Source organism: Trinickia sp. (assembly GCF_035492435.1).
In the GTDB taxonomy this organism is placed as follows: domain Bacteria; phylum Pseudomonadota; class Gammaproteobacteria; order Burkholderiales; family Burkholderiaceae; genus Trinickia.
In genome coordinates this window covers 13,418-28,829 of sequence record NZ_DATJJF010000205.1, presented here as the reverse complement: position 1 = coordinate 28,829, position 15,412 = coordinate 13,418, and the positions used below count along the sequence as shown (strand labels likewise).

General features: G+C 62.0%; 11 protein-coding genes. 5 read left to right on the top strand and 6 right to left on the bottom strand.

Going from position 1 to position 15,412, the window contains the following annotated elements:
• Positions 1 to 3 precede the first annotated feature (3 nt).
• Entirely contained in the window at positions 4 to 2,796 is a 2,793-nt protein-coding gene (locus VL598_RS14585) for an Hsp70 family protein (RefSeq protein WP_325327441.1), read from the top strand.
• Positions 2,797 to 2,939: 143 nt separating this feature from the next.
• On the opposite strand, the gene VL598_RS14580 is transcribed toward VL598_RS14585, so the two are convergent.
• The gene (locus VL598_RS14580) at positions 2,940 to 3,602 is read right to left on the bottom strand and encodes a c-type cytochrome (protein ID WP_325327440.1); all 663 of its coding nucleotides are present in this window, start codon (positions 3,600 to 3,602) and stop codon (positions 2,940 to 2,942) included.
• Positions 3,603 to 4,246: 644 nt separating this feature from the next.
• On the opposite strand from VL598_RS14580, the gene VL598_RS14575 reads away from it, so the two are divergent.
• Both VL598_RS14575 and VL598_RS14570 read left to right on the top strand, forming a co-directional pair.
• A complete protein-coding gene (locus VL598_RS14575; protein ID WP_325327439.1) occupies positions 4,247 to 5,176 on the top strand; it encodes a histone deacetylase family protein in 930 nt (309 codons plus the stop codon).
• A 313-nt stretch (positions 5,177 to 5,489) separates the two neighbouring features.
• Positions 5,490 to 6,101, top strand: coding sequence for a cupin (locus tag VL598_RS14570; RefSeq protein WP_325327438.1), 612 nt, complete (start codon positions 5,490 to 5,492; stop codon positions 6,099 to 6,101).
• Positions 6,102 to 6,266: 165 nt separating this feature from the next.
• Here VL598_RS14570 and VL598_RS14565 read toward each other — a convergent pair whose 3' ends face one another.
• The 4 genes from VL598_RS14565 to VL598_RS14550 form a co-directional block, all read right to left on the bottom strand.
• Positions 6,267 to 7,700 carry a PepSY domain-containing protein gene (locus VL598_RS14565; RefSeq protein WP_325327437.1) on the bottom strand — a complete coding sequence of 478 codons (1,434 nt, stop codon included), beginning with the start codon at positions 7,698 to 7,700 and terminating at the stop codon, positions 6,267 to 6,269.
• Between the two features lie 42 nt (positions 7,701 to 7,742).
• Complete coding sequence (locus tag VL598_RS14560) at positions 7,743 to 10,193, bottom strand: TonB-dependent receptor (RefSeq protein ID WP_325327436.1); 2,451 nt, start codon at positions 10,191 to 10,193, stop codon at positions 7,743 to 7,745.
• 158 nt (positions 10,194 to 10,351) lie between these two features.
• On the bottom strand, positions 10,352 to 10,744 hold the full coding sequence (locus VL598_RS14555) for a DUF2946 domain-containing protein (protein WP_325327435.1): 393 nt from the start codon (positions 10,742 to 10,744) through the stop codon (positions 10,352 to 10,354).
• Between the two features lie 168 nt (positions 10,745 to 10,912).
• On the bottom strand, positions 10,913 to 11,773 hold the full coding sequence (locus VL598_RS14550; protein WP_325327482.1) for a DMT family transporter: 861 nt from the start codon (positions 11,771 to 11,773) through the stop codon (positions 10,913 to 10,915).
• Between the two features lie 323 nt (positions 11,774 to 12,096).
• On the opposite strand from VL598_RS14550, the gene VL598_RS14545 reads away from it, so the two are divergent.
• A complete protein-coding gene (locus VL598_RS14545; RefSeq protein ID WP_325327434.1) occupies positions 12,097 to 13,329 on the top strand; it encodes a molybdopterin-dependent oxidoreductase in 1,233 nt (410 codons plus the stop codon).
• A gap of 240 nt (positions 13,330 to 13,569) precedes the next feature.
• Here VL598_RS14545 and VL598_RS14540 read toward each other — a convergent pair whose 3' ends face one another.
• The gene (locus VL598_RS14540; protein WP_325327433.1) at positions 13,570 to 13,887 is read right to left on the bottom strand and encodes a hypothetical protein; all 318 of its coding nucleotides are present in this window, start codon (positions 13,885 to 13,887) and stop codon (positions 13,570 to 13,572) included.
• 239 nt (positions 13,888 to 14,126) lie between these two features.
• Between VL598_RS14540 and VL598_RS14535 the strand changes: the two genes are divergently transcribed.
• Positions 14,127 to 15,374, top strand: coding sequence for a DUF445 domain-containing protein (locus tag VL598_RS14535; RefSeq protein WP_325327432.1), 1,248 nt, complete (start codon positions 14,127 to 14,129; stop codon positions 15,372 to 15,374).
• Positions 15,375 to 15,412: the final 38 nt, after the last annotated feature.

The following is a 15,412-nucleotide window of genomic DNA, read 5'->3' as shown; positions in this document are numbered from 1 at the left end:
TCCATGAAGCAGTACACGGTTGGCATTGACCTCGGTACCAGCAACACGGTTCTCGCTTACGTCGAAGCGGGTTCCGACGATATCCAGGTCTTCGATGTCGATCAGCTCGTAAGCGCGGGGGAGGCGAACGCGCGCCCGCTTTTGCCGTCCGTGCGCTATCACCCTGCGCTGGGGGAACTCGACCCGGGCGACCTGCGGTTGCCCTGGGACGGTACCGTTGCCGATGCCAATCCGCCGTCCGCTGTGATCGGTCAATTCGCTCGGGCGTTGGGCGCGCAGGTTCCCGGCCGACTCGTGACCAGCGCAAAAAGCTGGCTCTCCCATGGATCGGTGGATCGACTCGCGCCGATTTTGCCGTGGGGGGCTGACGATCAAGTCGGCAAAGTGTCGCCCGTCGTGGCCAGTGCGAGCTATCTGGCCCACGTGCGCGATGCGTGGAACCACCGATTTGCACACGCACCGCTCGAAGAGCAGGACGTGGTGCTGACCGTGCCCGCCTCCTTCGACGAGGGCGCGCGCGCGCTGACGCTCCAAGCCGCGCGCATGGCGAAGCTGCCGACGCTGCGCTTGCTCGAAGAACCCCAGGCGGCGTTCTACGATTGGCTGTTTCGTCATCGCACGACGCTTCGCACTGAACTCGCCGAAACGCGGCTCGTGCTGATCTGCGACGTGGGAGGCGGAACCACCGATCTCACGCTGATCAAAGTGCACTTCGACGAGGACGGGCAACCGCAATTGACCCGCATCGGCGTCGGCAATCACTTGATGCTCGGTGGCGACAACATGGATCTGGCGCTCGCCCGCCTCGCCGAAACGAGGATTGCCGGTGAGCAAACGCGTCTTTCGGCGGCAAGCCTGTCGCAGCTCGTTGAGCGGTGCCGTGCGGCAAAGGAGCAATTACTCAGCGACGAAGCGCGCGAATCGATCGCGATCACACTGCTCGGTGCGGGAGCGAGCCTCGTCGGGGGCGCGCGCACGACACAGCTCACGAGGCAGGAGGTCGAGCAGATCGTCGTTGAGGGCTTTTTCCCGAGCGTGGCTGCTGACGAACTGCCACGCCGCTCACGTGGTGCGATTGTGGAGTTCGGGTTGCCTTATGCGACGGACCCGGCAATCACGCGACATATTGCAGCATTTGTGAATCGCTTCGCCGGGCCATCGCGCGAAGCAGTGAGCGCGTCGGAGCACGCAGGGGGCGATTCACCGATGCCCGATACGCTCTTGCTCAACGGGGGCGTTTTCCGCAGCAAAGTGCTGACCGACCGTCTGGCCGACACGCTGGCCGCATGGCGCACCGAGCCGATGCACGTGCTGCGCAACGATCATCCGGATGTGGCCGTGGCGCGCGGGGCTGTGGCTTATGGACTGGCGCGCGGCGGACGGGCTCCGCGTATCGGGGGCGGCGCGCCACGCAGCTACATGCTCGTCCTCGATGAGGATCGGCAAACGGACCAGCAAGCGCAGCGCGGCGTGTGTGTGCTGCCGCGCGGGACGGAGGAAGGTCGGGAAGTGCATCTCGAAGATCGCAAATTTGCGCTGCGTCTCGGGCACCCTGTGCGCTTCCATTTGGTTTCGACGGCAGCGGAGACCGTTTATCGGCAGGGGCAACTCGTCGATCTCGCGTTGGACGAATTCGTTCGACTGCCGCCCATCGCGACGGTCGTGCAGCCGCAGGATGCGCGCGGATCGCAAGAAACACCGGTCAAGCTTGCTACGTCGCTGACGGAAGTCGGCACGCTGGAAATGCATTGCATTTCGATCGATGACCCTTCGCAGCGATGGCTGCTGGAGTTTCAGCTGCGAGCCGGGGATCCCGATGCGGGGATAACCTCCGATGCCGCGCGACAACATCCCTCACTCGATAGGGCAATCGCTCTCATTGATCGGACATTTGGCACCCGCTCGGCCGGCATCGACCCGAGAGAGATGAAGCGACTGCGCTCCCAACTCGAGGAGCTTCTCGGCCCGCGCGATAGCTGGGAAAGTGGCTTGCTTCGCGACATGTTCGGTGCGTTGTGGGAGCGCGCGCGTCGCAGGCGCCGATCCGTGGACCATGAGCGCATATGGCTCAACCTGGCGGGCTACTGTATCCGTCCGGGATTCGGCTACCCGCTCGACGAGTGGCGCGTCGAGCAGCTGTGGTCACTGTTCGATGATGGCATTCAGTATGTGAACGACGGGCGCATTTGGTCCGAGTGGTGGACGATGTGGCGGCGTGCGGCGGGCGGGCTCGGTGAGGCGGCACAAATCCAATTGCTGGATGCGATGGCATTCCTCGAGCCTTCCAACATCAAGCGGCGGAAAATGCCTTTTGATCCGGCCAAGGTGGGCTATGCCGACATGACGCTGCTTTCGGCGTCGCTGGAACGCGTGCCGGTCGAGCGCAAGATCGAGATGGCGGAACGCTTGTTGGCCCGGCTACCCAAGCCTACCGAAAATCAGCAGCAATGGTGGGCCATCGGGCGAATTGGCACGCGCCGCCCGTTCTACGGCAGCGCACATGGCGTCGTGCCGGCCGAAGTTGCCACGCGCTGGCTCGACGCGATTCTGGCGCTCGACTGGAAAAAGGTAGAGCCCGCGGTGTTCGCCGCCGTGCAGATATCGCGCGTCACGGGCGATCGTTCTCGCGATTTGCCTGCACCGATTCGTGAAACCGTCGCGCGGCGGCTCGAAGCCGTCCATGCCCCGCCAAGATGGGCTCAGATGGTCCGTGAGGCTGTGGCGTTCGACGAAGCCGATTCGGTGCGTGTTTTCGGCGAGGCACTGCCCGCAGGCCTGAAACTCATCGCCGAATGATTATCCGGTTCGCGCGCGCACCTGCGTAAAGCCTTCACCGCAGGCGAATGAGGATTCGTACGTCGCATCCTCATGCCAACCACTCGAATCGGTTGCTGAGCGCAACGCGCGCGTCCGGGCTAGGCAAAGCGTTGCGTGTCGCCTCAATTGGTCGACAACGTTGACAAATAGGCTGCCGCGGCTTCGATCTGGGCGTCGCTCATCTGCGCTGCGACGGCAGTCATTGAGCCAGGCTTGGGCTTGCCGTGCTTGGCCCTCTCCTGAAACTCGTGCAATCGTGCGACAGTGAAGGTTGCAGGCTGTCCCGCGATGCTGGGGAAGCGGGCGCCGTTACCCTTGCCGCCGGCGGCGTGGCAACTGAAGCATGCCGCCACATTTGCCCCATCCCCCAACTGGGCCAACTGCTGGCCTCGCTGAACGTCTGCCTGCTGAGGCGGCTGTGTCGCGGCCGCGAGGGGTGGCTTTTGTGCTGCGAAGTAATCGGAGAGCGCGCGCATGTCGCTGTCTGACAAATTGCGCGCGATGGCTTGCATGGCTGGGCTCGCGCGCGTGCCCGCCTTGAACATCGACAGTGCATGAGCCATGTAGTCGGCGTTCTGACCTGCTAGCCGGGGTATGCCTGCCGCAGCCGAACCCTCACCGGCGGCGCCGTGGCACTCGGCGCAAGTGGCGACCATACCGCTATGCGGATCAAGCGAGGGAGAAGTGGCAGACGCCGCAGCGGCGAATGGTGCGTGGGAGACGGCGCTTATTGCGAGCAACAGCGTTCCCAATTTACGCGACACGCACACTGCAAAGCGATTCATGGGCGCTGCTTGGTTGGCACTGCAATCAGGAGATTTTCCGAACGGCGCATCGGACGTGCGCTGATCCAAGCTGAAAGGTTGACGGCGAAACGGTGTCATCGAACGGGCGGTCATCTGCGTTGCAAACAAGAAAATCATGACAACAGTATGTTCCTGCCTCACGGCGCCCGAGAGACAATTGAGCATTCCTATCGGGATGATTGATTGTCCCTATGTATCTGCTTGAACCACGGCGTGACAAGGCTTTGAGCGATGTCCGATTTCGTTCTGTGAGAAGATCGAAAAACAGTTTTCTGCGTAATTGCAGCAATTGGAATCGATTCGCGTCATCAATTTCGATATTCAGCACGCAACGTTACCTTACAGCGAAAGGGTGTCTTCTGTCCCGTCCATCGACCAAGCCGTTAGCAACAAGAGGGCCGGTAATCGGAGTGTGCTATAACTAAACGCTTATGAACCGCTGCACAATGTCTAATTGTCTCGGAGGTGCTCGCGGCCCCTACACTTGGCGGATTGGCAATTTTCGCCGGCGTCGTGCGGCATGTTAGCTACGCTTCCGCACGCCGACAGCAATGTCGCTCCAGTGGCAACAGGACGCGATGCGTGCCAGATCCCGCATCGGTCCCAACGGACATTCCATTCAAATGACTACTCTTGTATATACCCACGCTGCGTGTCTCGACCATCGCCCCGGCCCCGGTCATCCCGAATCGCCAGAGCGGCTGGAGGCTGTGCTGCGCACGTTGAAGTCGCCCGAGTTTGCCGCTCTTGAATGGCGCGATGCGCCGATGGGCACACTGGACCAGGTGGAATTGATCCACGATCGCACCTTCGTGGACGAAGTCGCCGAGCTTGCGCCGCGGCAGGGCTATCTGCCGCTGGATGGGGGTGATACCGTGATGTCGCCGGGGTCTTGGGAAGCGGTGATGCGCTGCGTGGGTGCAGCGTGCGCTGGCGTCGATACGGTCATGAACGGTGACGCTCGTAACGTTTTTTGTGCGACTCGCCCTTGCGGTCACCACGCTGAGCCGGCGCGGGCAATGGGCTTTTGCATCTTCAATCAGGCTGCGATCGCAGCAGCCTATGCGTATGAGATCCATAAGCTGGAACGGGTGGCGGTGATCGACTTCGACGTGCACCACGGCAACGGGACGCAGGCTGCATTCTTCGACCGTCCGGAGCTGTTTTACGCCTCGAGCCACCAGTCGCCGCTTTATCCCGGCACCGGTTTGGCGTCGGAAACCGGCGTCAACCACAATATCGTCAACGTCCCCTTGCCGCCGGGTTGCGCGTCGCAGGTTTTCCGCGAGCGCTTCGCAGCTGACATCTTTCCCGCGTTGCGCAAGTTCAACCCGGAACTCGTCATCATCTCGGCCGGTTTCGATGCGCACCGCCTGGACCCGCTCGCCCGCATGAATTTGGAAGACGACGATTTCCATTGGGTCACGCATGAGCTGGTCCGCATTGCGGACGAGACCTGCGGCGGACGCGTCGTCTCCATTCTCGAAGGGGGGTATAGCCTCGAGGGATTGGCCTCGGGTACGGCGGCACATGTGCGCGCATTGATGGCTTGATGGCGGATAGCGACGGCTGAGGCGGCGTCTCATACTCGAATCGCAAGTCTCAGCTGGCGCGAGCCATTCTATCGAGGTCCGCGAGGATTGATTTTCGCTTGATCTCCATCGACAAAGCGCCTTTCTCGCGGGTGGACAACGCTGCCGCCGCACGCGGGCTTTCGCCCATTCCTCTCATGCCCGACTGGCGTCGCAAATCAGTATTGCGGCAGACGACGCTGATCGCGCCGGCGTTCGCGATTATCTTGGCAACGTTTAGCGGCCTGCACGCCGCTTGCTTGCTTTGTTCGTGAAGTAGTCTGGGAGAATGCTGATGACCGATCTGCAACGCAGACGTTTCAATACCGCCATTGCGCTGGGCGGATTGCTGCCCGCGGCCGGCACGCTCGCCGCGACCGACGCCACGGCTGCGGCCCCGCAGCCCGACAGTTTTCGATTTGCTGCAAACGGCTGGATTCCGAACAACCCCGATTTACCTGTGCTCGTCTATCGTCGCGCGGTGCCCATCGCCGGCCCGGACCCGGCCGCGCGCTTCGAGCAGGTGTTCGCGCAAAACGGTTGGCCGCCGCAATGGCGCAACGGCATCTACGACTTCCATCATTTTCATCCGTCGACCCACGAAGTGCTCGGGTTCGCGGGCGGCAGCGCCCGTCTGATCCTCGGCGGGCCCCTGCCGATCGGGCGGGAAGTGCAGGTGCAAGCGGGTGACGTCGTCGTACTGCCGGCCGGCACAGGGCATTGCAAGATCGAAGCGAGCGCGGACTTTCTCGTGGTGGGCGCCTACCCCCCCGATGAGGACATCGGCATCAGCCGTAAAGCGTTGAGTGAGTCGCAACGGGTTGCGATGCTCGAGGTTGCGTTTCCGCCGAGTGATCCGTTATCCGGGCGCGGTGGTCCTTTGACACAGCTTTGGCGCACCGCCTAGCGCGCCGCTCAAGCTTGCACGTTTTGCACCGTCTAGCCGCATCGGCAGGGGCGGTCTCCGCTTTTTCGCCGTTGCCTGCGGGCATCGGGGCGTGAAACTGGCCCATCACGAGTCAGTTCACCGTCACTCTGACGTGGCGCCGGCGCTCTTCTCGACGGCACGGATTCACGCTGGAGCACTCGGAACCACGCGACCGAACAAGAAGCGGTCGGCAAACCAGACCGCGGCGACAGTCGCTCCCATCAGGGGAAATACGACACCAAGGGCGACGAGTGCGATTTTCCAGGCCCGCATGGGTGGGGCCGTGCGTTCGCGTGTGGGCGCACCGAGTGAGCCGGAGGGGCGGCGCTTCCACCACATCACGCAGCCTGTGATAGCAAGGGTTGCTAGCGCAAGTGAGAGCGCCGTGCAGACGAGCTGGTTTGCAAGCCCGAAATAGCGCCCCATATGCAGTGACGTACTGTACGACACCGCCTTGCTGATGGCACCGTAGTCGCGATACCGAATGTCCTTTAGGAGCGCGCCGCTGTACTGGTCGATGTACATCGTGCGCTCCAGCTTCGGGTTCGCCGGAAAGTACGACACGGTGTAGACGCCTTCGGGCGAAGTCGGCAGAACGATGTCGTAACCGCCCGTGAGTCCGATCGCACGCATCTGCGCGACGATTTGATCGAGTGGCAACGGACTGGCGTGGGGGGCGCCGACCCCGGGTGAGTTCGGCACGTGTACCGCGCCGACTGCCCAAGGCACCTGGGGCAAAGGCATGTCGTCCATCGTCATGCCTGACATCGAATCCCTGCCGGGTGAGGAAGCATGGCGGTTCGCTGTTGCGCTGTTCGTAGCGGACTGCCCCGGCGGGGTCGAGCGAAACGGCACGTGGCCCCGCGGCGAACCTAGTCCGGCGCTCGTGGCAAGTGCCTTGAAATGCTTGCCCCAAGAGCCGGTCCACGGGAGCCCGGTGACCACAAACGCGAGCGCACCCGCCGCTATCCAGATGCCAAGGGTCGCATGAAGGCTCTTCCATAGTGGGCGCCCACGCAACCGCAAATCCGGCATGAGCGTGGCGCGGGGCCACCACAGCGCGATGCCCGTGCCAATCATCACAAGCGTCCAACACGCGACTAGCTCCATTAGCAATTCGCCCGGCTTGCCGAGCAGCAGCTTACGATGAATCATCCGGTCGATCTGCATGAAGCGGTGCTCGGGATCGAGTTGGCCGAGCAGGGTGCCGTCATACGGATTCAGGTACACGCTCGCTTTGCGCCCGTCCGGCATCCTGAAGATGAATTCGGTGCTGCGGTTGGCCTGCGCCGAGATCCGGGCGGTGATTGGGATCGCGCCGACCGGCAACCCCTTGCGGGCGCCCGCGAGCAGCGTATCTTCTCCGAGACGCGGAGCGGATTGCGGTGCGACGACGAGCTGGTGCGAATACAGCAGCGGCTCAATCTGCGGCGCAAAGCAGTAGATTGAGCCGGTGATCGCAAGTATCACCAGGAACGGCATCACGAATAGTCCGGCATAGAAATGCCAGCGCCAGAGTGTGCGATAGCCGCGGGTTCCGCTTACTGATTGAACAAAGGTTTCAGGTCGTGTATCCATGGAGTGGTTCCTTGTCCGTCGTGTGCACGCAAGCGCAGCGCGTCACAGGTCGTACTTCAGCTCCGCGTAGATCGTACGCTGCGGAAACGGGTGATATAGGAAGTACTTCTGGTTATTCAGGTTGTCGACCCCAACTGCGCCGCTCCAGTGATGGTCGAGCTGGTAATGCACGCGCACGTCCATCACAAAGAAATTTTCGAAACCCATGTAGGTGGCAGCGTTGATGTCACTGTTGTCGACGGTCGCGTAGACCCGCGCGCTGTAGCGGCCTGCGAGGGTGAACGCCCAGCGCGCATCCGGCCGGTACGTCGCCTCGAGCGTCGCACGCCACGTCGGCACGTAAGGCACCTGCTTGCCGACCGCTGTATCGCCCGCTGACGTCGATACGAAACTGTCGTCCTCCAGGATCCGCGAGTTGACGTACGTGACGTTGCCCGACAGCGATAGTCCGCGGACGACGACGTTATCCTGCTCGCCGGCCAGTTCGGCGCCGGTCTCTCGTGTGCGGCCGACGTTCTGCGTGAACGACACTGGTGTCGCGAAGCCGGGGATCAGCGCAGTTTGAGAGATCAGCGCATCGGAGACGTACTCATCGAAGATCGATAGCCGCATCCGGCTCGTGCTGGTGTGGCGCTCGATCGCGAGCTCGCCCGACCAGACCTCCTCCGGCATCAGGAAGGGGTTTGCCTGCAGGTACGTCGTACCGGTCTGCACGCTCTGATACAGCTCGCCGACGGTCGGGAAGCGCAGTGCGCGGCCGACCGAGCCTGTGACCGACCAAATGTCGTTCAGCGCCCAGGTGAGCGACGCCTTCGGCGAGAAGCCGGCCTTCGCTACGCCGGGCTGGTTGATCGACACGCCGACGCCATCACTGCCTATCGAGTAGTTATAGCCGTCGTATGCGCGCCACCATTCGTAGCGTCCGCCGAGTGTTGCTGTCAGCGATGGCGCGAAGTGCCATACGTCCTGCAGCCACAGCGCGCTGGTCTCGGTACGGCCGAGCGAGTTCGCATAGAGTGAGCCCTCGCCGCCTGACATCCAGTTGGTCGTCGTGTAAGTCGGGCTTTCCAGGCGAAACTGGTCGTAATGTGCGCCGAAGCTCACGATGTTCGCGCCGCTCACGCCCTGAGGCCGCCAGATGCCCTTCAGGTCCAGCGTCGTCCAGCCGGTTCCACCCATGTCGGTCGTTCGGCCAGGGCCGCCGCTCAATGCGGCCGGATAGAGGCCGGTCGACAGCCGAGTCAAGTCCTGAAGATAGTCCATGTTACTGACGACAAACTGCCAGTCGAATGGCCCGCGCGTGTGCGTGCCGACTTCGAGGGCCTGCATCAGATGTTCTTGCTCGACGTCGTTGCTGGAGAACTGGCCGGCCATCGTGCTCGCGCCGTAAGCGAAGCCACCGAGGTTCACGCTGCCACTCGCCGCGCCATAGTATGGCGTGCCGGCCGCGGTCGTCAGATAGGTCTCGGACGGAGCGGTCGAACGGTTTTGCCAGTAACCGATCGTGTAGGTCGCGGATAGCGTTGGCGTGAAGTCGTATGCGAGCCTGAACGTCGCATCGTCCTGGATGGTGTGGATGAAGTTGCCCGCACCGATGACTTCGATCGGGGTGCCAGTGCGGTTGCTGGTCGAGTATCCGCCACTGATGACCGGCAGCCCTGCGCCTGCAGGCGTCGTCGAGCGACTGACCGTCGCATACGTGATCGGCTGCGAGAAGCTGTCGAGATGATTCGCGCTAAACCACCATGACAACTTACCCATTCGGTCGCCTAGCGTCGCGCTGTACTGCTCGGCCGGTGCGCTCGTGTTTGTCCCATATTGATTGAAGTGCTGGGTCGCACCGGTGATGTCGATGCTCCCCTCCAAGTGCTGCGGCATCCGCGTCGCGATCTCGGCGACGGCACCATATGAGTTGCCAGGGAATTCCGCGGCAAACGGGCCGTACATCACGTCGATGCGGTCGATCGCCTGCGGCGAAACCATGAACCATTGAGGTGAACCGTTCTGGTTGTTGTTGTTGATCAGCGGCGTGAGCAGAATGCCGTCCGCGTAGACGAGGCTGCGCGCGCTCGCGTTGATGCCGGTGGTGCGCGTCGCCATCGGTGCCTGCGTGTCGCCGATGTAGCGTTTGCGCACGAGCACATCCGGCATGTATTTCAGGGCATCCTCGACGTCCATGGCGTTGGTCGTGTCGGCGATTCGCTGTGCGGTCACGCTCGCAGTAGTCTGCGGTAGTCGGTTGCGCTTCGCGTACGAGCCCGTCGCGATGACCTGCACGGCCGGCAGGCTTTGAGTAGCGGGGGGCGACTCGACAGGCGCAGTGGAGGTGGCAGGACGAGCCGCGGCGGCCGGGCGGGGCGGGCTGGACGCCGCAGCAGGGGCGGCAGGGCCGGTCGGCGACGCTTGCTCGTTATCGCTGGGAAGGACCGCAGTGTCGGACGCCGCGTTGGCGACGCCGTGAAGTGCACCGGACAGAAGAACTGGCAGAAGCACGCGGGCTCCCAGAGCGGGAGCGGCACAACGCGCGGCCACGGCAAATGCCGCGCCGCGAGGGCTCGGAGTACACATCGGTACATCTCCGTCGAATCAGACTGAGCACGTCGCGCGGCGACCCGCGAACGTGAACGAACGCGCACGATGCCGTTGCGCGGTTACAGGCTTGATGGACGGAGAACGGGTGGCGCGCGTGGGCGCCCGGAAGGGAATGCGCCGAATGGCGTGTAGCGGGTCGACCGCACTGTGGCGACGACCAAGGTTAGCAGCAGCACGAACGGTAATAGCACCGGTGGCATTGCCGGAATCGCGACGTGATCAGCGAGCAGATCGCAGTAGCCGCACGCGGCGAGCATATCGGCATGGCTATGCGAGACGTCGTGGGACATGTCGCCAGACATCGACATCACGGCCGAGCATAGCTGTGCATCAGCCGGATTTTGCAATCGCGAGGAAACCACCAACTGACTGACGAGCGGCGCAAGCACGATGAGCCACATGGCAACGAGGCCAAGCCATGCGGTCAAGCGGTTGCGGGATCGGTTGGTCATGGTCGAGATGCAATAGGGCAAAATGCCGCGAGGCGGAGTCTATCATCGTCATGGTCTAACGTGTTAGATCGCAATATTGCGGACAATTCGCCCTCGAAGCGCAGATCAAGCCCTGCACGCCCAAGCACTCGTTTGAGGCACAGCTTTAAGCCGCGGCACGCGCGCTTTCTAGCGTTTTTTCGCCACAGCAACCCGCCTTCCGCCGGCAACAACCATGGCAATCCCTCCGAGGATCGCCACCGACGCTAGCGCACTCCTCAGCGTCAGGCTTTCTCCAAGAAAAGCGATGCCCCCGATGGAAGCGATTACTGGCACGCTGAGTTGAACCGTGGCGGCATTCGCGGCTTTCAGTTCGGGCAGAGCGGCATACCAGAGCACGTAGCCGATGCCGGACGTCACAACGCCTGACACCGCCGCGTAGACGAAGCCATGGTAGTCGAGTGTCGCATGCATCCCCGTCGCAGCGCTCAAAGCCGCGGCGAATGGCACTGCGCGCGCGAAGTTGCCGGCTGTCTCCAAGGTGGGATTGCGCGCGCCTCGGCCACGCAGCGAATAGATGCCCCACGCGATACCGGCCACGAGCATCAAAGCCGCACCGCCGGGAGGGGGGGCGGAAAGGCCCGGAAGCAGCAGGCCGACGAGTCCGGACAACGCGCACGCAAAGCCCAGCCACTGACGTGCGGCAAACCGCTCGCCGATATAGATGCCATACCCGATCATGGTCGTTTGCACGGCGGCGAACAAAAGCAACGCCCCAGTGCCTGCAGGCAAACTGACGTACGCAAACGAGAAAGCCGCTGCATAGACGAAGAGCGCTACCGCCGAGGGCCAGTTGCCGGCACTGCGGAACTGCTTGCTGCGAAGCCAAACGATCAGCAACAGCGCGAGCGCACCTGAAACCATGCGGATCGACGTAAAGCTCGCCGCGTCGATCTTCGCGGCCCGGAGGGCGAGACGGCACAGCAGCGAATTGGCTGCGAACGCTACCATCGACAATAGCGTCAGGATGACAACACGCACAAAAGACACGCTCGGAACGCTCCCTTCGATAGACCGACGATCGGACTCGCTTTCAATGACGAGGATCGACGATAGCATGGCCGCAATGATCGGGCGCTTGACGCCCACACATGCGTTCGCGCCAACTGCGAGCGGTGCCCGCGACACCGGGCTGAGTCACGAGATTTTCCCGCGAGTCGCGACGGCTTTTCTCCTGCACTGGATGCCCGCACGTTTTCGGGTATTCCCGATACAGCGTCATGGTTTCGCTTCCTATAGTGGTAGGGGTTTGTCGCTGAGTGCCAGCGACGACACGCATCGGTGCGTTGCGTGCTCGCTCGGGGAGATCGACCATGAACGAACAGAGCCGCATGATGCGGCGCCGCGTGCTTCGATCGCTGGTGGCGGGTGGCGTGGCTGCCGCTACGAGCGCCTGGACGGACGTCGTGCACGCCGTCGATGCCATCACACTGCCTTTCGAAAATGGCCTGCGCCCGCTCACGACTGAATTTCCGCAAAAGGGCGAGATGCTACTCTTGCGCAGCCGTCCCCCGTTGCTCGAGACGCCCTTTCAAGTCTTCGACGAAGGCGTATTCACGCCGAACGATCGTTTTTTCGTGCGATGGCATCTGGCCAGCATTCCTGCGCAGGTAGACGCCCGGACATTCCGTCTGAGGGTGCACGGTGCGGTGGCACGAGAGCTCGATCTCGGGATTGCCGACGTTATGCGGGACTTCAAGCGGGTCGAAATGGCTGCGGTAAACCAGTGCGCCGGAAATTCACGAGGCTTTTTCAAGCCGCGCGTGGCCGGAGGCGAATGGGGAAATGGTGCGATGGGCAATGCGCTGTGGACCGGCGTGCGGCTCAGAGACATCCTGGAGCGTGCAGGCGTCAAGGCCGGCGCGGTCCAGGTCCGTTTCAACGGGCTGGACGAGGGCGTCATTCCGGCGACACCCGACTTCATCAAGTCGCTCAGCCTCGACCATGCACGCGACGGCGAGGTGATGGTCGCGTTCGGCATGAACGGCGATCCCCTGCCGTTGCTGAACGGTTTCCCGTTGCGGCTCATTGTTCCCGGCTGGTATTCGACGTATTGGGTAAAGATGTTGAACGACATTGAGGTCATCGACACGCCGGATCAGAACTTCTGGATGGCCAAGGCCTACCAAATTCCCGATACGCCCTATGCGAGCGTTTCGCCGCAAGAGACGGCGGTGAAGACGGTCTCAATCAATCGCATGGTGCCGAGATCGTTTTTCACCAACGTGAGTGATGGTTCGACGATCGATGTCGCAAAGCCGCACACAGTGCGTGGCATCGCGTTCGGCGGTGACAAGGGCGTGCGTGAGGTACGTTTTTCTTCAGACAACGGCGCAACGTGGGCCTCGGCACGTCTTGGTCCTGACTCCGGCAAGTACAGTTTCCGCCGCTGGCAAGCGCACTTTGCACCTTCCAAAGCCGGCCAATACACGCTGAAGGTGAAAGCCATCAATGACGATGGCGTGGCACAGCCGGATACGCCGAACTGGAATCCGGGCGGCTATATGCGCAATGTCGTGGAAGCGATAACGGTCGTAGCAGCATAAGGAGGGACGCGTGAAGCCTTTTGCGACTACTCTGGTTTTTCGAGCCTGTCTTGTCGCTGTTGCGTCATCGGTGGTCGTCTCTACGTCGACAGCCGACCCAGCGAAGCCTACCGCCAGCGCGGTCTTGCACTCGCTGCAAGTCACGCTGCCGACTGGAGCGACGGCATTTCCTCCTGGGCCCGGTTCCGATCTGGCCAATCAGCACTGCTTGATATGTCATTCCACAGGGATGGTACTGCGTCAGCCGCCGCTTTCCTTTAACGAATGGAAGGCGGAGGTCGCCAAGATGCGAGCTGCATATGGTGCGCCACTGTCGGAAGAAGACATCGAGCCCATCGCGAAATATTTGACGTCGATCAACGGCAAGCCATAGCGTACGCATACACGTTTACAGCAAATCGTGGGGGCTTCTTCGCGAAGCTTGTTCGACAACGAGCGCTGCTTTAATCTCGGCTTCAATCGTTTTCCTGCGAGGACTACTCGCTTGGGTGCCAACGACGGCTTCACCGGTTCGTTGATCAAATGAGGCAGCGCGGCGCCCCGCAGGGTCGCGGTCACCGCATCGAGCGTCGATGCGTGCGAGCCCGAGCGGCTTTTTCAATCCCGGAACCGCGCCTGCCCGCAACTGCAATGCCTCCAAGCCGCCGCCGATCGTGCGCGCCTCTTCCTGGTCTCAACCCTTCATGGCGACGAGGTGCAAAACAATGATCAAAAGCTGCGCAAATGGCACTTGGCATGGATTGCTGGTCGCTCGCCTAGAATGACGGCGACTGGTAACACGAGCTCTGCTTTCAGTAATGAAACTCAAACAACGAAACGACAAGATGCGTGACTTGTTACGCATGAAATGGGCCGCGACGGGACTCCTGATTGCGATGGTCGCGCTTTTTGTCGGCGCCAGGCTCTATGAGGGCGCACACCCCGTGCTCGGATTCGTGCGCGCGTTCGCCGAGGCCGGCATGGCGGGCGGTATTGCCGACTGGTTTGCGGTCACGGCGTTGTTCCGCCATCCGCTGCGTCTGCCATTGCCGCATACGGCGATCGTTCCTCGCAACAAGGACCGCATTGGTGAGAACCTTGGCGCGTTCTTTGAGCAAAACTTCTTGTCGAGAGAGGTTGTGGCCGACAAGCTGGAGCAGGTCGACCTGTCCGGTGGATTGCTGCGCTGGATCGGAAAGCCGGAACATACCCGGCAAATCGTCCAATATTGCGCTGCGCTCATCCCCGATTTGCTCGCAAAAGTCGACGCCAGAGACGTTGAGCGATTCACGCAAAACGAGCTTGCTATGCGCATCCGCGAGTTCGATCTGGCGCCACTAGTGAACGATATCGTCACGCACACCATAGAAAGCGTCGACTACGATGCGCTGCTGACCCCTGCGTTGGAGGAGATTGCGCTGCTTTTCGAGGAGAACCGGGACATTATCCGCGATCGTGTTCGAGAGCGCAGCGGCTGGATCTGGCAGCGTATTTCGCTCGACGAGAAGATCGCGGACGCGGTGATCAAAGTGATCGACGAGGCTGTGGCTGAAGTTCGCAATACGCGCGAGCACCCCTGGCGCCGGCGATTCGGCGAGTTCGCGCGTGAGCGCATGGCCGGGCTCGCGGCCTCATCGGCGTGGCGAGCGAAGTGTGAGGCGTTGCGCGATGAGCTACTGGCACATCCAGCGTTTTCCGCGCTTATGGTTGGGCTTTGGAGCGAGACGGTCGAACGTTTGCGCGAGGATCGGCAGGCCTCCGACTCGTGGGTGAACGCAAAGCTGGAGGCGATCATCGCACAGTGGGCGCAAGACGCACTGTGCGACGACGCATTGCGCGCAAAAATGAACGCTCGCGCGAGAGAAGTGATCCTCGAGTTGATGCCCGCTCAGCGGCATCAACTCGCCCAACTGATCGCCGAAACAGTGCGACGCTGGGATACCGACACCGTGACGCGAAAGCTCGAGGTCGAAGTGGGCCGTGACCTACAGTTCGTGCGGATCAACGGCACACTGATCGGCGGTATCGTCGGTCTCGTATTGCACGCGCTCGCGATGCTGGCGTGAGCTCTCCGGGGAGTCAGCGTCAGCAGCTCCCTTTGCAT

Bases quoted from the DNA above. Each gene is read 5' to 3' on its own strand.
- VL598_RS14585 (WP_325327441.1), top strand. From the start codon at position 4: ATGAAGCAGTACACGGTTGGCATTGACCTCGGTACCAGCAACACGGTT.
- VL598_RS14580 (WP_325327440.1), bottom strand. From the start codon at position 3,602: ATGAATCGCTTTGCAGTGTGCGTGTCGCGTAAATTGGGAACGCTGTTG.
- VL598_RS14575 (WP_325327439.1), top strand. From the start codon at position 4,247: ATGACTACTCTTGTATATACCCACGCTGCGTGTCTCGACCATCGCCCC.
- VL598_RS14570 (WP_325327438.1), top strand. From the start codon at position 5,490: ATGACCGATCTGCAACGCAGACGTTTCAATACCGCCATTGCGCTGGGC.
- VL598_RS14565 (WP_325327437.1), bottom strand. From the start codon at position 7,700: ATGGATACACGACCTGAAACCTTTGTTCAATCAGTAAGCGGAACCCGC.
- VL598_RS14555 (WP_325327435.1), bottom strand. From the start codon at position 10,744: ATGACCAACCGATCCCGCAACCGCTTGACCGCATGGCTTGGCCTCGTT.
- VL598_RS14545 (WP_325327434.1), top strand. From the start codon at position 12,097: ATGAACGAACAGAGCCGCATGATGCGGCGCCGCGTGCTTCGATCGCTG.
- VL598_RS14535 (WP_325327432.1), top strand. From the start codon at position 14,127: ATGAAACTCAAACAACGAAACGACAAGATGCGTGACTTGTTACGCATG.